Origin of the sequence: Acinetobacter sp. 1130196, assembly GCF_000588095.1 — a bacterium.
Classification (GTDB): domain Bacteria; phylum Pseudomonadota; class Gammaproteobacteria; order Pseudomonadales; family Moraxellaceae; genus Acinetobacter; species Acinetobacter nosocomialis.
This window is the reverse complement of sequence record NZ_JFWX01000045.1, coordinates 1-18,467: the sequence shown is the minus strand read 5'-3', so window position 1 is coordinate 18,467 and position 18,467 is coordinate 1. Positions and strand designations below refer to the sequence as shown.

Genomic DNA, 18,467 nt, shown 5'->3' with positions numbered 1-18,467 from the left:
GTTTTTCGATCTATTTTTGGTTAAGAAATATCAACACTCTAAACTAGTTTTTTTAGCGATTAAGGCGTACGTAAAATTGTACGAAAACCTACATGAGTAGCGGCTAAATCAAAATCTTGTGGGTAGCGACTACTATTACGGTAACGTGAACAGTAATTTTCAGCACACAAAAATGAGCCCCCTTTAATCACATATTGAGTGCTGCTCATTTCTTTTTGTCTTAAATCAGAATAATTACCCATATGTTGATCATGCGCACCTTGATAGGGAGAGGATGTCCATTCCCAAACATTTCCAATCATATCGAATAGCTTAAAGCCGTTGGATTTAAAACAGCCGACAGGAGCAACACCAGTAAAATGGTCGTGATTCAAATTTTCAAAAGGGAATGTGCCTTGCCAGTAATTTGCTTGTGGATGCTGATGTTCATCGGTAGGTGCTTGGTGTAAAGGTGTGTCAGTTTTTGAGTTTGCTTTAGCGGCGTATTCCCATTCTAATTCTGTTGGTAAATCACGTCCTAGCCAAACTGCATAATGTTCAGCATCATTTTTCGTTACGTATCTTACAGGCTCATGAGGATGAGGGAGAGCTCCATTTTTGCCATTTGGAGTTTTCCATGTATATCCTGATTTGAGTTGCCACCATTGTTGGGGATGACGTGGATCTGGAGTAAAAACAGCAGCCTGTTTTTGTTTTTCAGCATCGGTAATATAACCAGTTGCCTTCACAAAACTTGCGAATTGAGCAACAGTGACTTCAGTTTGATCAATCCAGAAACCTTTAACTTCCCGTTGTTTTTTCCCAAAGTTAAGTTCATCTGGATAAGCTTTTTCAGAACCAAAATTAAATTGTCCATCTGGTATGAATACCATACCTGCGGTTTTATTTTTAAGCCAGTTTGTAGGAAGCCCTGTATAGCTTTTACACTGTTCGATAGAACCCAAAGCAGCCGATGAGGTGGCTTGCTTTGGTAAAACTGTTTTTGTGTCAGAGCTATGTTCAGACTTACTACAGCCTGTGATGAATAACAGGCTGATTGTAGTGCTTAGAACCAGTTTCAATTTCATTTGGCGTTATATTCCTGTACGCCATTTTGTTCGGTGTATTTTTGATAAACCGAGAGCAACTCTTGTACTTTTGCAGGGTAAAGCTGCGCAACATTATGATTTTCACCACGATCAGTAGCAATGTTATAGAGTTCCCAAGAACCTGATCCTAATTCAGGGCGTCCTTGAAGTGCAATTTTCCATTCGCCTTGTTTAGCATATTTACTACCGTGTAATTCATCGGCAAAGCTGAAATTAGCTGGACGGATAGTTTGTGATTTATTTTCAAGTACAGACTTCCAAGAGTAACCACTTGGTGTATTAATGGTTCGGCCTTTATATTGTCCTTGAGGTACCGGAATATGGGCATAATCTAATAATGTTGGAAAAACATCGAGTACAGATGCGAAGCTATGATTGGTTTCTTCAGCTTTTTTCTGATTTGGTAATTTCACAATAGCAGGAGCTGTAGTTGCACCTTCGCCAGCTGTATCTTTCCATAAATGAAAAGGTGCCGCGCTGACTTCAGCCCAACGTGGTCCAATATAGTGGTAAGAAGTAGGGGTGCCTACGTTTGCTACAGAGTTATCAAAACCAGATTCACTGCCATACCCACCACGAATGAAACCTTCTGCACCATTGTCAGAAACAAAGAAAATTAAAGTATTTTCATAAAGATTATTTTGTTTTAGGTATTGGATAATTCGGCCTACATTTGCATCAAGATTTTCTACCATACCTGCGTAGATTTCCATTTTACGGGCTTCAAGTGCTTTCTGCTCAGCTGTTAACTCCTCCCATTTTCCATATTTTTGTGGTGCATTTTGAGTGGCGATTGGTTCTGCTGCTTCAAAATTTGCTGGAATAATTCCAAGCTGTTTTTGACGTGCTATACGTGCTTTTCTAATGGCGTCATAACCGACATCGTAAACGCCACGATATTTTTCACGGTATTCTGCTGGAGCCTGTATAGGCCAGTGAGGTGCTGTATAGGCAGCATAAGCAAAGAATGGCTTACCGCTATTTTTACCTGACTCTAAATAGCTCAGCAATTTATCGGTAAAATAATTGGTCGAGAAAAAGTCATCAGGTAATGCTGAAATTGGAATAATTTGCCCATCTTCGGTATAGGTTGAATTTCGTTTAAACGCGCTTGGAGCTTGTTTAAAGTGATGGTCTAAACCTTGTAATAAGGTAAATGAATGATCAAAACCTTTGGCATGTGCGTTGGTTTCAGGGGTTAGCCCCAAATGCCATTTACCACTAATATATGTCCGATAACCATTGTCTTTGAGCACCTGCGCAATTGATAAAGAGCGTTCATTTAAATAGCCTTCGTAACCTGGTTGGCCTTTTAAATGGTCTGGTGTAAGCTCTGCCATAGCACCTATGCCTGCTAGGTGATGATCAGTTCCTGAAATAAGCTGCGAGCGAGTAGGGGAACAAGTGGGTGCAGTATGATAATCCGTTAAAAGTCGACCTTCTTGCGCCAAACTATCAATATTAGGCGTATGAATTTCACCACCAAATGCTCCTAAATCTGAATAGCCTAAGTCATCGGCCATAATAAATAAAATATTGGGCTGCTTTGGAGTACTTACCGTGGTTTCTTGTGAATCATTATCGTTACAGCCAGCTAAAGATAAGCTAAATAATGCAATTGAAAGACTAGATAAAAGAGCTTTGTACTTCATTGTATCATCTGAATTATTAAAAGAATTGTGCTTGAGTTTAATCAGATGGTTTTTGCAATCAAAACAAGGAATTGATCAAAGAAAATCAGAAAAATATCTGAGAATTTATCGTGATAAATAAATGAGAAAAAAAGAAAAGCCCATATCGGGCTTTTCAAAAATATTAAGTTTAAAACGGTAAGCGGGTAAGCTGATCTAAGAAATGTGGAATCACTCGCGGTTCAATCAAAATTGTTACAATTACGCCGTAAGCTGCTCCCCATAAATGGGCACTATGATTAATATGTGTATTGCCACGTTTACCTGCCCAAATGCTATAAGCAACATAGAGAACTGCAAAAATAATAGCGGGTACTGGAATAAAAAATACAAAAATAAGTTTCCATGGCTGAAACAGGATATAGGCAAATAGAACAGCAGATACTGCCCCTGAAGCTCCAAGACTTGCCCAGTTTGCATCATTTTTATGTTGTAGATAGCTTGGTAAAATCGCAAAAATTAACCCGCCCAAATAGAACAAGACAAAGCCCATGTCGTAGAAATATTGGCGATAAAAACTTTCAATGATGCTACCAAAGAAAAACAGGGTAATCATATTAAAGAGTAAATGAGTACCATCTGCGTGAATAAAGCCATGTGTGATGAAGCGATCAAATTGTCCACGTTGCATCGCAGGCGGCCAAAAGATTAGGCGGTTCATAACGTTTTGATTGCTAAAAGCAAGTAAAGAGATAATGACCGTAATAATAATAAGGGTAATGGTATGGTTAAACGGCAAATGCAACATAAGAAATATTTAAAAAATGATCGATACTGAGGTCAATAATGCCATTAAAAATACAACTTGAAACCCCGTTGTGTATAAATCCGACAAATTTAGTTGATTTTTTTTAAATCCACCTCATCTTCGGTTAATATAAAGGCATCAGCTTGAGGAATATTGTTATGTCGACTGAGAACACCAACACTGCTGTTGCAGAAGAAATTCCGAACCTTTTGATTACACCATCTGCACAAGAGTATTTGCACGAATTATTGGCGAAGCAAAATACTCCGGGAATTGGCGTTCGAATTTTTGTTGAACATCCGGGTACACCACGTGCAGAGTGCTGTATGGCATATAGTGCACCAGAAGAAGTGGTGCCAACGGACTATAAACAGGACTATCCTGATTTCCCTGCATACATTGATGCGCCGTCTATTCCATATCTTTTAGACGCTGTTATTGACTACAACAAAGATCGTTTCGGTGGTCAGCTAACTTTCCGTGCACCAAACTCTAAAGTGCCGCGTGTAGGGCCAGATGCATCAATTGAAGAGCGTATTACTTATGTACTTCAAGCGGAAATTAATCCAGGTCTTGCAGGACACGGCGGTAACTGTAGCTTAGTTGAAGTGCAAGATGATCCTGAACATGGCTTAACTGCTGTATTGAAGTTCGGTGGTGGTTGCCAAGGTTGTTCTGCAATTGATGTAACCTTGAAACAAGGTGTAGAAACAACATTAAGAGAGCACATTCCTGAACTACAACGTGTAGTTGACCAAACAGACCATACGCAAGCAGAAGGTGCTTATTTCAAATAATTAAATTATTTGAAAAGTGAAATAAAAAAGCCTCGAAATGAGGTTTTTTTATTACTCAATATGAATAATGATAATTATTATCAATATCATTTGTAATTTTATTTATCTTTGTTACAATGCGAAACAGAAAATGAGAGATGTTTAATAAATCAATATATTGGGAATACTTATGTCGAAGCGTATTATCCAGTCAGTGCTTTCTGTTTCAGTACTGGCAAGTATGATGTCTATGGCTTTTGCCGCACAAAATGAGCAAGAACAAGCTGAACAAACATTAGAAAAGCCTGCTGAACCTGTGAAATTGGAAACAATTTTCGTAACAGCGGAAGAGCAAGTGAAGCAATCGCTTGGTGTATCGGTTATTACCAAAGAAGATTTAGAAAAACTACCAGTTCGTAATGATATTTCTGACTATGTACGTCGTATGCCAGGTGTCAACCTGACAGGCAATAGCGCAACAGGGCAGCGTGGTAATAATAGACAAATTGATATTCGTGGAATGGGGCCTGAAAACACACTTATTTTAGTGGACGGTAAACCAATTAACTCTCGTAACTCAGTCCGTTATGGCTGGGAAGGAGAGCGTGATACACGAGGCGACTCAAACTGGGTACCAGCAGAAGCAATCGAGTCGATCGAAGTTTTACGCGGACCAGCAGCTGCTCGATATGGCTCAGGTGCTGCTGGTGGTGTGGTTAACATCATTACTAAAAAAGTAACTAATGAAACTCATGGTTCAGTAGAGTTTTATACTTCACAGCCTGAAGACTCCAAAGAAGGTTCATCAAATCGTGTTGGTTTTAATGTAAGTGGGCCATTAATTAAAGACGTTTTGTCTTATCGTTTATATGGTAATTACAATAAAACGGAAGCTGACGATGTTGATATTAATAAATCTATTGGCAGTACAGCAGCTGGCCGTGAAGGTGTTAAAAATAAAGATATTTCAGGCCGTTTAGCTTGGCAGGCAACAGACCAACAAACTGTCTTGTTCGATGTTTCTTCTAGCAAACAAGGTAATATTTATTCTGGTGACTCTCAGTTAAATGCAAACGCAGAAGCAGATGCGATTCTTTCGCAGCTCATCGGTAAAGAAACCAATACCATGTATCGTGATAGCTATGCGGTAACGCACGAGGGCGATTGGTCTTGGGGTAAGAGTAAACTCGTTGCTCAATATGATAAAACGCATAACAAACGTCTACCCGAAGGCTTGGCGGGGAGTGTAGAAGGAAAAATTAATAACCTTGATGATAAAGCCACCTCACGTTTAGAAACTCTTCGCTTTAACGGTGAGGCTAATATTCCTTTCGAATACTATGTACCCCAAGTATTAACTGTAGGTACGGAATGGGTTGAAGACAGATTTAAAGATAATGTCTCGACAAATCAAGGTAAAGACAGCAGTGGTTCAGGTTATGGCGATCAATTGGCGAAAGGTGATCGTAGTAAAATGGAATCACGTATTGCTTCTGCATATATTGAAGATAACCTGAAAGTTACAGACAGCACAGATGTTGTATTAGGCTTACGTTTTGATGACCATAGTAAATCTGGTTCTAACTGGAGCCCAAGCTTAAATATTACCCAAAGACTTAACGATTATTTCACTTTAAAAGGTGGGGTAGCAAAAGCTTATAAAGCACCAAATATGTATCAAAATGCCGAAGGGTATTTATTAAGTACAAATGGTAATGGTTGTCCAGCCAATATTGAGTCACATTGTTTGTTACAAGGTAATGGCGATTTAAAACCTGAAACATCGGTAAACAAAGAGCTCGGTATTCAGTTCCAAAAAGATATTGTGAATGCGAGCTTAACTTGGTTCCGTAATGACTATAAAGATAAAATTGTGGCTGGGACAAATGTTGTCGGAACAGTTGATGGTTCAAGTACCAATGCAAATACAGGAGCTGTGACGAATACGAAGTGGAATATTCTGCGTTGGGAAAATACGCCTAAAGCTCTAATTCAAGGTTTTGAGGGAAGCTTAGGATTAGACTTTGGTGATATCCGCTGGACTAACAACTTTACTTATATGATGGACTCGAAAGATAAACAAACAGGGAACCCATTATCTTTAGTACCAAACTATACGATTAACTCAATTTTTGATTATGACATTACGGATCAGTTAGATGTAAATTTTGTATTTACTCAATATGGTCGTCAAAAATCACGCCAGTTTGCAGAAAATAGACTTGAATCTGGTATAGGTTCAGGAGGTGCGAATTCTGCGCTTAAGCCAAGTACTGTAAAAAGCTATAGTATTGCTGGAATTAATGTCGGTTATAAATTTTCAGACAATATAAGTACACGCGTTGGTGTAAGTAATCTATTTGATAAACAAATTTTAAGAGACAGTAATTCTATTAGCCAAACTTATAATGAGCCAGGTCGAGCTTATTACGCTTCTTTAAAATATTCTTTCTAATCAATAAAAGTAACAAAGGCGCTTCAAGCGCCTTTGTTATTTAAAATATCTAAAGCTTTTTCAGAATAATAAAACTTCTCTAAATACACACGGGCACGGCGTCTTAAATGTCCTGTTGTAACGAGTTGTTGTAATACGGGTACAAGCAAGTCGGTGAGTTCATGCTTCACCAAACTTTCATCAATATTGAGGTCACGGAGTAGTAAGTCAAAACTACGTTCCTGATTACGGACATACCAAGTATAGATACCATCGTGGACTTGCTGTTTTAGATAATCGGTTTGACGAATGTGGTCCCAGATTTCATGCCCTAGACCTACAGTTTTTGTTAAATCTTGAACTTCTACATAATTTTTTAAAACAGCAAGTGGCATAGTTTTAACTTTGTGCCAAACATTTGCCTGAAAATGATAGAGCTTATCATTGTCAAAATGTTGGTTTAAAACGCGCTCACTCATTTGGCTAAGTTTTAAAATATTCTTTTGCAAATAATGGTTAATGGTATCGTCCAGATTAGAATCGGTCACTGTTTCTAATACTGATTTACCCATTTTCATGAAGCGTCCTACACCTGGCACGCGTTTTGACATTGATTCATCTAAATAATCATGCATTGTTTGTTGAATCAACTGAGTCAAAAGAGCTGAAAAAGCTGGATTATTTACAATTGTTTTAATCAGTTTTTTACGATGCTCTTCTTTACTTGCAACATACTGTGCAATGCGGTCAATCGTTAAAACAGGAATAACATCTTCAACTGTTGCCGTCTCATTTGCAGGATGAATCAGGGCGAAGCGTATATGCTCTGCAATTTGTTCGATCAGAAAATCAGAAGCGGGGGTATCTAAAATCTGCTTTTGAATGAGATGTTGAATCTGTTCAAAAGTCCAAAGGTGTTGTAATTGCCGACTCCCCAACCAATGGTAAAACTGTTCAAACTCTTGTTGAATCACCTGAGCCTGAACAAATTGCTCATCTAAAAAATCTAGATGAGCTTCAATAAGTTTTTCAATAATTGGTTGGGTAGACATAAGGTCTCACAAGTCCGGAGTTTTATTTAAGGTGTTGCCGTTTTTACTGACTGATTCGATTCTACTTTAAGTAAAAATGGTACGTATTGTTGAATGACCAGTTGTTCAGCTTCCAAAATCGGCATATGACCTACATTTTCTAAAATAACTGGCGGTTGTGCATTTTTTAAAAGTCGTTTGAGTTCACTCGCCACTTCTACATTAATAATCTTATCTTGTTTGCCCCATAAAATAAGTGTAGGCGCGTCGATCGTTTTGGTAAGTACAGCAAATGAATCTGGAGTATAGACTTTATTGAGTGCAATCAATTGATCAACTAGTTTTTGTGTTTGAGGTGCCTGATTAATCATCAATTTTTCTTGAGCTTGTAAGAACTCTTTAGGAATAAACGGAGGATTAAACATGGTTTGTTTTAACAAATAGTTAAAGTCACCTTTTTTAGAGACTAACAGTTGTTTTAGATAGGTAGGATCTTTGAGATAAATTGTGTTGGCAGAACGGAAAATACCACCGCTATCAACTAAAAATAGACTTTTAGTTTCAAATGGATATTGTCCCGCATAAAGTAGGGCAATTGAGCCGCCAAGTGAGTGCCCCGCAATATGAATAGGCCCCTTCAAATTTGCAGCTTCAACAAAGCGGCGTAATTTTTCAGCAAGGTTCGGAACCGAATAATCGAAGTCTTGCGTAACGATAGTTTCGCCACTACCTGGTAAGTCCGGAATAATCACGTGGTAATTCGTAGTTAAGTAATGCGCCATGCGATTCCAATTGTCGCGGCTGCCACCTAAACCATGAATAAGTAACAAGGTCGGTTTTGTGGTTGAACCACCTTCACTATATGACCAAGTAATATCACCTACTTTTAATTTTTTACTTTGCAGTCCGGCCCAGCTACGTTCTTGCTGTAATATTGTTTGAAAACTGACATCAATATTATCGGCTGCCTGCGTTTGAGAAATACTAGTTACTGACAACAAACTACAAGCTAGAGTCAATGCAGTAGCAGTTTTTTTCATAGAGGCTTTAATTGGAGCGGACAGCCTTATCATACATTTCATCCTTGAAGCTTAAACGAGTTTGAAAAATTATTGAAAAACTTTGCCAATGAGTCATTTGCCAAACGTTTGGAATGAAGAAAATTATAGTCAATCTATAAACTAAAGTATGTCTATTTTTTCACTAAACAGTAGGGAATTGTGCGGTTATCCTTCTTATAAAACTCATTAAAGCTTTAAAAATATTTTCTTAGAAAAGGATTCATTTTTTGTCAGTGACATTCAAATTTTGACACATTAAAATGATTTCTAACCTTGAAAAAACAATGGAAATATAAAATGCCTACTGCGCAAGAAGTTTTAGATCGTTTGAAAGCAGGTAATCAACGATTTGTAAATGGAAATACTTCCCTTGCAAAAACCTTATCGCATCATGAACGCGCTGAAATGGCAAAGGATCAAAATCCGTTTGCAATTGTATTAGGCTGTTCAGATTCTCGTGTACCAGCAGAAATGGTATTTGATCAAGGTCTTGGTGACTTATTCGTAATCCGTGTTGCTGGTAATGTTGTTGCGCCTTCACAAGTTGGTAGTGTTGAGTTTGCGGCAGAACGTTATGATTGTCCGGTTGTAGTTGTATTAGGACATAGTCATTGCGGTGCGATTCAAGCGACTATTGATACGTTGATGAACCCTGATCATCCGCCATCATCTAACTTAATGTCGATTGTGAACCGTGTTCGTCCATCAGTTGAAATTTTAATGCAAACTGATCTGAAAAATGATTTGAAAAAACTTTCATGTCATGCAGTACGTTCAAACGTTTTTGCTTCGGTCAATCAATTACGTCATGGTTCGGCTGTGTTAGAGAACCTGATTGCAAAAGGCGAGTTGATTGTTGTTGGTGCTGAGTATTCATTAGAAACTGGTGAAGTTACTTTTTTTGACTTCTAATCAGTCTATAAAGATTTAAAACTAAAAGGTGCCTATAGGGCACCTTTTATGTATGGATAAGCTAAATTAAGTAATTTTGACTGCGCTTGGGCATTTGGATGAATCAAGTCATTTTGCATTAGTTGTTTTTGTCCAGCGACGCCATCAAGGAAAAACGGTAGCAGTTTCACCTGATATTTTTGGCTTACAGTTTTATAATTGGTTTCAAATGCTTTGCTATAAGCTGTGCCATAATTAGGCGGAATCTTCATACCAAAAAGAATAACCTGCGCCTTTTGTTGTTGGCTTAAATGGACGAGCTGCGACAGATTTTGTTGAATTATTTGTGGTGGTTGACCTCGTAAACCATCATTCCCACCTAATTCAATAACTACGACTTCGGGTTTATACGTTTGTAAAAGCTTAGGTAATCTGGCCAAAGCGCCACTTGTGGTTTCACCACTCATACTTGCATTGACCACTTTATGTTGTTTGGGATACTGTTGGTCTAGACGTTTTTGTAGTAATTGTACCCAACCTTGTTTAGGGTCTATTCCGTAACCGGCACTAATACTATCTCCTAAAATTAAAATAGTTTTGGCCGAGACCAACATAGGCAACATGCTCAATGCGATGAGCAAGAGACTTTTAGAACCAGACAAATAAGATTTATACATTTGTGTTTCGACCCGAATACTAAATATATAGGACTGTCCCCATCATGCCACAACCTATCATTGCTGCCCATCAAGTTACACAAACTATTCATATTAACCAAAATCAATTTACGATTTTAAAAAATATCGATTTAGATATTTATGAAGGGGAGCAGGTAGCCATTACGGGACGTTCCGGTTCAGGAAAATCGACTTTACTTGGTATCTTAGCGACTTTAGACCAACCGTCTGAAGGCGAAGTATGGTTATGTGGTCAGCCTGTTCATGAGTTGACGGAGGAACAGCGCGCCCAGATCAGAATGCAGCATGTTGGCTTTGTATTTCAGTCTTTCCAACTTTTACCGCAGTTAAGTGCGCTTGAAAATGTGATGTTGCCGCTTCGGTTACGTAAAAATTTTGATTATAAAATTGCTGAGCAGAAGGCCTTAGACTGGTTGCATCGGGTAGGTTTAAGTCGTCAAGCGGAACAAACGCCTAAAGTCTTATCTGGTGGTGAGCAGCAACGTGTGGCAATTGCACGGGCACTTATTGCAGAACCACAAATTATTTTTGCAGATGAACCTACTGGAAACCTAGATGGTCAAACAGCCCAAGAAATTGAACGGCTACTTTTTGATTTAAATAAAGAGCTCGGTACGACGCTTATTTTGGTCACACATGATCGCAATTTGGCTGGACTTTGCCAGCGTCATGTTGAATTAAATGATGGTTGTTTAAAGACAGTACAGGGTGGTTAGACTATGCGTAATCTACTTAAGCCACTTTTGCTACAAAGCTTTCGCACTGGAGGGTTATATTTACTCATCATTGCGCTTTCACTTGCGATTAGTGCGACCACGGCTCTTAAGTTTAGTAATGACCAAGTTAAAAATGCGGTTAGCCTACAAGCCTCGCAAATGTTAGCAGCTGATTTGGTTCTGTCGAATAATGAACCTCTAGACACTAAATGGCAAAAAAAGGCGGAACAGATTGGCTTAAAGCAGACTCATGTGACTATGTTTAGTTCAATGGCACATACTCAAGATCAGTTTGTCATGGTCAATGTGAAAGCTATAGAACATGCGTTCCCATTAAGAGGAAAACTTGAGATTGAGCCTAGTGCACAGAGTATTCAACCTGGTCAAGTGTGGCTAAGTCAAAGAGCAGCTGATTTACTTAAAGTTAAACTTGGCGATACGGTATCTATTGCAGATGCCCAATTTCACTTTAGCGGCGTAATTGTGCGAGATTCAAATCAAGAACTCGGTTTTTCAGGTTTTTCGCCCACAGTTATTATTCATCAAGCAGATATTGCTAGAACCCATGCAATTCAAACAGGCAGTAGAATTGATTATCGACTGTTAATGTCTGGTCAGCCTGAACAGGTTCAGAACTTTAGTAAACTATTTAAGCAACAACATCAACCTGCAAACGATCAGGAAGAAACCATAGGGTTGCGTTTACGCGATGCTAGTGAATCAAATAGCAGATTATTACGTCCGTTAGAAAACCTAGATACCTTTTTGCAATTGGCCAATATTTTAACGATTTTATTGTGTGGTATCGCCATTGCTTTAACAAGCCAACGTTATGTTCAGCAAAACCAAGATCATATTGCTGTAATACGTTGCTTTGGTGCTAGCAAGTTTCAAATTTTATGGGCCTATATTGGGCTACTTTGCGTAGTCAGCGTAATTTCAATTGTGATTGGTAGTCTATTAGGAATAATGATGGGCTATGGTTTACTTGAGCTCATGTTACAACTGATTCCACAACTGGAATTAAGTTTTTCTGTGGTTGGATTTTTACTTGGTCCCTTACCAATTGCCATTTTTACCAGTGTAATTGTGCTACTTGGGTTTATTTTGCCAAGCATTTGGGAATTGTTAAATACGCCACCTATTCGAGTTATTCGCGAACAGGCAAAATCCCGAAAATCATTATTCTTTATGTTTTTTGCAGGCATCACCAGTCTTGTTATTTTTAGCTTAGTTTTAAGTGAAAACTTAATGCTCAGCATTATAGTTTTGGCTACCATTTTCGTTCTTTGTATTTTGCTATACACCGTTGTTTGGGGTGTGCTTCGTAGTTTAAAAAAGATGAAAACTCGTTTGTCTTTTTATATTCGTTCACCATCGCAAAGTGCCTTACAAATTACTGCTTTGGCTTTAGGGTTAAGTCTTATTACAGTGTTAAGCGTGCTCAGAACAGATTTAATAGAACGCTGGCAACAGCAGTTACCTGAGGGTACACCAAACCAGTTTGTATACGGGTTGCCTCCATTTGATTTAAAAGCTTTTGAGCAACAATTAAAACAAAATGGTTGGCAAAGCACACCGTTATATCCCAATGTTCGGGGGCGATTACTCGCAAAGAATGATATTCCTTTTTCTGAAGATGCGATCAAGCAAAATAATTCTTTAAGACGTGAATTAAATTTAACTCAGTCAAGTACATTGCCAAATGACAATGTCATTACAAAGGGGCAGGCCACTTTTAATGCTGTAGGGCAAGTTTCGGTCGAGGCAAAAACTGCTGAAAGTCTAGGTATCCAGCTTGGCGATAAGCTTACTTTTAGCCTGCCAGACGGTACTTTACAGGCTAAAGTTGTGAATTTTAGAAATGTTGAATGGGAAAGTTTTAGCCCAAACTTCTTCTTTATATTTTCACCTAAAACTTTAGATGAAAATGCTGGTAGTTACTTGGGCAGTTTTTATGTGCCAAAACAAGATCAACCTAAAATGATCCATATGATTCAGCAATTTTCAAATACGGTTTTTATTGATGTTGACCGTATTTTGGATGAAGTAAAGCGCTTAATGAATGTCTTGGTTAAAATTGTGACTGTGCTTGCAGCTTTAGTTGGCTTCTCTGGAATACTCGTTTTAATTGCTTGTTTAAATCTATTAATGGATGAACGCCGTCGGGAAGTGGCTTTGTTACGTTCATTTGGTTTGTCTAAAAATAAAATGAAGCAAATGCTCAGTTTAGAAATTGGATTTTTAGGGCTGTTAGCAGGCATTGTTGCCTGCTGTTTTGCCGAGGTAATTAGTGCAATTGCAAGTTATAAAATGAATATGGCTTTACAGTGGCATATTGAAATATGGTTAATTTTACCGCTTGCCATGATGTTACTTTGTGCTCTTATTGGTCGATATAGACTCGGTTATCTTTGTAATTTACCGCCACTACAAAGTTTAAGAGAGTTGAACCAGATTTAAGTTAGGGCAGTATTTCTGGATTCTGAATTAAAACTTCATGCCAAAGTGGAAGTAATGGTGAGTTAAGCTGATTACAGTAAATATAGAAACCGACAGTCATGAAAAGTCCTCCCACTAACCCTAAGAATTTTAGGAGGCTTTTAAATTGAGTGCGGTAGCTTAAATACCAAATGAGTGCGAGTAAGGCACCCATAATCATACCGCCGACATGTGCAGCATTATTAATACCTGTGGCAACCAGACCAAATATAAGGTTAATGGCCATAATCATTAATAATGCTTTTTTATCAAGTATGTAGACTTGATGTGGCAAGGGTGGAAATAAAGAAAGAACGGTTAACGCTGCACCTAATCCCATCACAGCGCCCGATGCACCTGCACTTACGTGAGGAAGTAAGCTTTGATCAAAATGTTGTAGTAATTCATGTCCATTTTGAATATTGATATAACTACTCAAAAGACTACCAAACAAACCTGCAAGTAAATATAGACCAATAAAATATAAGCGACCAAATAAAGCTTCAGCGACATTACCAAAAATATATAGGGCCCACATATTGAGCATAAGGTGAATAATACCAAAGTGAAAAAACATGCTGGTAAATAAACGTTCTGGCTGTCCAGAGAAAGTAAGTGGTGTAAAATCTGCTCCCCAGCGAAGTGCATCTTTTATAGCTGGGTCACTTATGTCCACCCCAGATACAATTTGCCAGATGAACAAACCTACATTGATCGAGATCAGTAGGGCGGTCAGCCACCAAGCTTGTACATTGAGTTTACGATTAATGTGCGGAGGCTGAGTTTGAGTCATGCTATGCTTTTGTTATATATGAACATGCTTTACAGCTTAACATGAAAAAAGTTGAATACAGGAGATCAAGACGAACATGAAAGCTTTTATTGTTCGCGTGTTGTTAATTTTTATTGGGGCAATTCTCCTTATTCAGCTTTGGATCTTTTCAAGTTTGGTTTGGTGGCGTACACATGAAGTTGATACCACCATGTTTATGCGAATTGATTATTGGTCAGATACATCTCGGCCGATTGTTCATGAATGGCTCGACTATGATGATATTAGCGACAATTTCAAACATGCGATTTTGGCAGGCGAAGATGCAAAATTTATTCATCATCATGGCTTTGACTGGGATGGTATCCGTTTTGCTCTAGAGCGTAATAATGAAGAAGGTGAAGTTGTCGCAGGTGGTTCTACCGTGTCTCAACAACTTGCAAAGAACTTGTTCTTATATAATCAGCGCTCATTTATTCGTAAAGGCCAAGAAACGATAGCAACGTGGATGATGGAGCGCATGTGGTCAAAACGCCGAATTCTTGAGGTGTATATGAACTCGGTTGAATTTGGTAAACATTTATATGGGGTTGAAGCAGCTGCTCAATATTATTATGGTAAAAGTGCTAAAAGCTTAACGCGCGAACAAGCAGCTTTTTTAGCAGCCTTATTGCCTGATCCGAAATATTATCAAGATCACCGCAATGATCGTAAACTACAATATCGAAAACGCGTAATTTTACGTTATATGAATAGCACCCCAATTCCTGAATAACACTGTCTTAAAGATGTGTTATTTTTTTAATTTTTATAAAATTGACATAATTTTGCAGCATACTGTTTTGCAGAGATTTTGGTTGGAAAGAGATAGATTTAGACATGAATACAGCGATTACAGCAACGACCCCAACAGAATATAGTTATAACGACCGTTATATTAATCGTGAGTTGTCTATTCTTGACTTTCATTTGCGTGTATTGGAACAGGCAGTCGACCCTTTACATCCTCTATTAGAGCGAATGAATTTCTTACTGATTTTTTCGCGTAATTTAGATGAGTTTTTTGAAATTCGTGTGGCGGGAGTCATGGAGCAATATGCTCTAGGTAATGAAAGTCGAAGTCCAGATGGCTTAACACCAAGACAAGTCTTACAAAAAATCTCTGAAACTGCTCACGCTGCAATTGAACGTCAATATCGTATTTTAAACGAAGAAATTTTACCTAAACTTCGTGAGGAAGATATTTGCTTCTTGCGTCGTGGGGAGTTAACACCAGCTCAATCGGCGTGGGTGAAAAAGTATTTTCAGGAACAGGTCGCACCTGTGTTGACACCAATTAGCTTAGATCCAGCCCATCCATTTCCACGCTTAGTCAATAAAAGCTTAAACTTTATTGTGACCTTAGAAGGTAAAGATGCGTTTGGCCGTCAAATTGATTTAGCTGTTGTACCAGCGCCGCGTTCATTGCCACGTGTTGTACGATTACCAGACGAACTAACGGGTGGCAAAGAGCATCATGTTATGCTGTCCGCAATTATTCATGAACACGTATCAGACTTGTTCCCTGGCATGACTGCAACTGGATGCTATCAATTCCGCGTAACTCGTAATGCGGATTTGGCGCTCAATGAAGACGTTGAAGATTTAGCTAAAGCTTTAAAAGGTGAATTAAGTTCACGACGATTTGGTCGTGCAGTTCGTTTGGAAGTAACTCACAACTGTCCACAACATATTTATGAATATTTGCTTGAAGAATTCGACTTAAACGAAGAACAACTATACAAAGTTGATGGCCCTGTAAACTTAGCCCGTCTGGTTTCAAACTTTAAACGTCCTCATTTACGTTACGACTCACACACGCCAGTCGTACCGAAAGTGTTTAAAAAGACCGAGAGTATTTTCTCGGCTATGCAAAAGCAGGATATTTTACTGCATCATCCTTTTGAATCATTTGCTCCTGTTATTCAGTTACTCCGTGAAGCAGCACGTGACCCACAGGTGCTCGCAATTAAACAAACGCTTTACCGCAGTGGAGCGGACTCTGAAATTGTTCAAGTCTTGGCCGAAGCTGCACGTAATGGAAAAGAAGTAACAGCAGTCATTGAATTACGTGCCCGTTTTGATGAGGAATCAAATATTGAAGTGGCAAATGTACTTCAAGAAGCAGGGGCGGTAGTTGTTTACGGTATTGTGGGTTATAAAACACATGCCAAAATGATTATGGTGGTACGCCGTGAAAACAATAAACTGGTACGTTATGTTCATTTAGGAACAGGTAACTACCATGCTATGAATGCCCGTATCTATACCGATTATGGTCTCATGACGACCGATAAAGACTTGTGTGAAGATGTACACCGCATTTTCCAAGAGCTGACTGGTATGGGCAAAATGGCAAAACTGAAAAAATTACTCCATGCTCCTTTTACTTTGCATGCTCAGCTCATCAATTTCATTGATGAAGAGATTGCCAATGCAAAGGCTGGTCGTAAAGCCCAAATTATTGTGAAAGTAAATGCATTAACTGAAGTTCAACTCATTAATAAATTATACGAAGCTTCTCAAGCTGGCGTGCAGGTAGATCTCATTATTCGTTCGATTTGTTGCTTACGTCCAGGTTTACCAAATTTATCGGAAAATATTCGTGTACGTTCAATTGTAGGACGTTTCCTTGAACATACACGTGTTTATTATTTTAGTAATAATGGTGATGCCCGCATTTATTGTTCAAGTGCTGACTGGATGGACCGTAACTTATTTAATCGTGTTGAAGCATGTTTCCCAATTGAAGATCCTGCGTTGAAAAAACGTATTTATCAGCAAGGTCTTCTTAATTATTTGCAAGATAACCAGCAAGCTTGGTTATTACAAGGGGATGGTACTTGGATACGTGCGCAGCCTGCTGAGGGTGAAAAATTACATAATGCTCAAAGAGAATTATTAGAAACATTTAAATAAAACTTAATATTAAAAAGCCGGCTTCGTGTCGGCTTTTTAATTATTTGAAATTCATAGTAATTTAATATGATTTCTTAAATGGTTGCAGGATATACGATAATAATTTGAAACACCGCAATATGTTTTAAAAATATGTGATTCTTTACATAAAACATTGAATTTTAAAAATATACAAATTACGTGAAATCTACTTTAATACGCGGCATTAAATATACTTAACTTTGGTAAGTGAATAATATGCAAGGCTTTATTAAAAGTTTATTTATTAGAATAGACCTCTTGCGAAAGTAAAAACCACCTCAATCTAAATTTCATGAGATATCAGAAATTAAATCGTTTTTCAGATTCTGAATTCCAGCGCTTGGTTGGTGTACCTCGACCAGTTTTTAGTGAAATGATCGAAGTTTTAAAAGAAGTAGAATCACTTAAAAAGAAATCTGGGCGTCCTCATACTTTAGCTATAGAGGATCAATTATTATTAACACTCAATTACTTACGGAATTACAGCACTCAATTGGAGTTGGCTGCAAATTACCATATCGCTGAAAGTAATGTGAATCGAACCATTAAAAAGGTTGAAGATGCATTGATGAAATCAAGACGGTTTACTCTGCCAAAACGAAGCATTACCACAGCAGACGAACAGTTTAACTGGGTCATTATTGATGCGACAGAATGTTCAATAGAACGTCCGAAAAAAAAATCAGAGTAAGTTCTACAGTGGTAAAAAGAAGAAACATACGCTAAAAGCACAAGTGATCTATCATCCGAACAGCAAACAAATCATAGGGCTAGATATATCGAATGGCAGTCAGCATGACATTAAATTGGCAAGAAGAACGGTTAAAAAATTCAAACATTGTAAATATGTTATGACCGATTTAGGGTACTACGGATTAGAGCAAGATGGCTTTAAATTATTGATGCCAATAAAGAAAAAGAAGAATTTACCCTTATTTGATGTTGAGAAAAAGTACAATAAAATGATTGGAAAAATACGAGTTGTGATCGAACATATTAATAGTCAATTGAAAACATTTAGAATATTAAGTGAACGCTATCGAAATAGACGGAAAAGATTCGGTTTACGCATTAACTTAATCGCTGCACTGGTAAATCGGA

The 18,467-nt window shown here is 38.1% G+C and carries 15 protein-coding genes; 8 read left to right on the top strand and 7 right to left on the bottom strand.

The features are described from left to right. Nucleotides 1–59: 59 nt before the first annotated feature. From J671_RS21110 to J671_RS21100, 3 genes are all read right to left on the bottom strand, one after another. Nucleotides 60–1,067, bottom strand: coding sequence for a formylglycine-generating enzyme family protein (locus tag J671_RS21110; protein ID WP_004888241.1), 1,008 nt, complete (start codon nucleotides 1,065–1,067; stop codon nucleotides 60–62). After that, nucleotides 1,064–2,740, bottom strand: coding sequence for an arylsulfatase (locus tag J671_RS21105; protein WP_006581217.1), 1,677 nt, complete (start codon nucleotides 2,738–2,740; stop codon nucleotides 1,064–1,066). The genes J671_RS21110 and J671_RS21105 overlap by 4 nt, the downstream gene beginning before the upstream one ends. A 169-nt stretch (nucleotides 2,741–2,909) precedes the next feature. Then, nucleotides 2,910–3,527, bottom strand: a complete 618-nt coding sequence (locus J671_RS21100) for a rhomboid family intramembrane serine protease (RefSeq protein WP_004710083.1) — start codon at nucleotides 3,525–3,527, stop codon at nucleotides 2,910–2,912. A gap of 158 nt (nucleotides 3,528–3,685) precedes the next feature. Between J671_RS21100 and nfuA the strand changes: the two genes are divergently transcribed. Then, the gene (gene nfuA, locus J671_RS21095) at nucleotides 3,686–4,324 is read left to right on the top strand and encodes a Fe-S biogenesis protein NfuA (RefSeq protein ID WP_002054458.1); all 639 of its coding nucleotides are present in this window, start codon (nucleotides 3,686–3,688) and stop codon (nucleotides 4,322–4,324) included. A gap of 169 nt (nucleotides 4,325–4,493) precedes the next feature. Continuing rightward, the gene (locus J671_RS21090) at nucleotides 4,494–6,758 is read left to right on the top strand and encodes a TonB-dependent siderophore receptor (protein ID WP_031983332.1); all 2,265 of its coding nucleotides are present in this window, start codon (nucleotides 4,494–4,496) and stop codon (nucleotides 6,756–6,758) included. Nucleotides 6,759–6,781: 23 nt separating this feature from the next. On the opposite strand, the gene J671_RS21085 is transcribed toward J671_RS21090, so the two are convergent. Both J671_RS21085 and J671_RS21080 read right to left on the bottom strand, forming a co-directional pair. Then, the gene (locus J671_RS21085; RefSeq protein ID WP_004888238.1) at nucleotides 6,782–7,789 is read right to left on the bottom strand and encodes a hypothetical protein; all 1,008 of its coding nucleotides are present in this window, start codon (nucleotides 7,787–7,789) and stop codon (nucleotides 6,782–6,784) included. 26 nt (nucleotides 7,790–7,815) lie between these two features. Further along, nucleotides 7,816–8,841 (bottom strand): alpha/beta fold hydrolase, encoded by a 1,026-nt coding sequence (locus J671_RS21080; protein ID WP_004888237.1) that lies wholly within the window; start codon nucleotides 8,839–8,841, stop codon nucleotides 7,816–7,818. Between the two features lie 285 nt (nucleotides 8,842–9,126). Between J671_RS21080 and J671_RS21075 the strand changes: the two genes are divergently transcribed. Then, complete coding sequence (locus J671_RS21075; protein WP_001141692.1) at nucleotides 9,127–9,741, top strand: carbonic anhydrase; 615 nt, start codon at nucleotides 9,127–9,129, stop codon at nucleotides 9,739–9,741. A gap of 32 nt (nucleotides 9,742–9,773) precedes the next feature. Here the strand turns inward: J671_RS21075 and J671_RS21070 are convergent, their stop codons facing one another. Continuing rightward, a complete protein-coding gene (locus tag J671_RS21070) occupies nucleotides 9,774–10,397 on the bottom strand; it encodes an arylesterase (RefSeq protein ID WP_006581004.1) in 624 nt (207 codons plus the stop codon). A 44-nt stretch (nucleotides 10,398–10,441) separates the two neighbouring features. Between J671_RS21070 and J671_RS21065 the strand changes: the two genes are divergently transcribed. Together J671_RS21065 and J671_RS21060 are read left to right on the top strand one after the other, a co-directional pair. After that, nucleotides 10,442–11,134 carry an ABC transporter ATP-binding protein gene (locus J671_RS21065; RefSeq protein ID WP_004888235.1) on the top strand — a complete coding sequence of 231 codons (693 nt, stop codon included), beginning with the start codon at nucleotides 10,442–10,444 and terminating at the stop codon, nucleotides 11,132–11,134. Between the two features lie 3 nt (nucleotides 11,135–11,137). Continuing rightward, nucleotides 11,138–13,597, top strand: coding sequence for an ABC transporter permease (locus J671_RS21060; RefSeq protein ID WP_031952378.1), 2,460 nt, complete (start codon nucleotides 11,138–11,140; stop codon nucleotides 13,595–13,597). A 1-nt stretch (nucleotide 13,598) separates the two neighbouring features. Here the strand turns inward: J671_RS21060 and J671_RS21055 are convergent, their stop codons facing one another. Beyond that, complete coding sequence (locus J671_RS21055) at nucleotides 13,599–14,408, bottom strand: rhomboid family intramembrane serine protease (RefSeq protein WP_004888233.1); 810 nt, start codon at nucleotides 14,406–14,408, stop codon at nucleotides 13,599–13,601. A gap of 76 nt (nucleotides 14,409–14,484) precedes the next feature. Between J671_RS21055 and mtgA the strand changes: the two genes are divergently transcribed. From mtgA to J671_RS25430, 3 genes are all read left to right on the top strand, one after another. Beyond that, nucleotides 14,485–15,162, top strand: coding sequence for a monofunctional biosynthetic peptidoglycan transglycosylase (gene mtgA / locus J671_RS21050; protein WP_004710069.1), 678 nt, complete (start codon nucleotides 14,485–14,487; stop codon nucleotides 15,160–15,162). Between the two features lie 104 nt (nucleotides 15,163–15,266). Further along, complete coding sequence (ppk1, locus tag J671_RS21045) at nucleotides 15,267–17,345, top strand: polyphosphate kinase 1 (RefSeq protein WP_002054335.1); 2,079 nt, start codon at nucleotides 15,267–15,269, stop codon at nucleotides 17,343–17,345. Between the two features lie 313 nt (nucleotides 17,346–17,658). Next, a protein-coding gene (locus J671_RS25430) for an IS5-like element ISAba27 family transposase (protein ID WP_155765201.1) occupies nucleotides 17,659–18,467 on the top strand; the annotation gives its coding sequence in 2 pieces (ribosomal slippage) (nucleotides 17,659–18,039 and nucleotides 18,041–18,467; 808 coding nt annotated over the 2 pieces). This gene is flagged as partial in the annotation.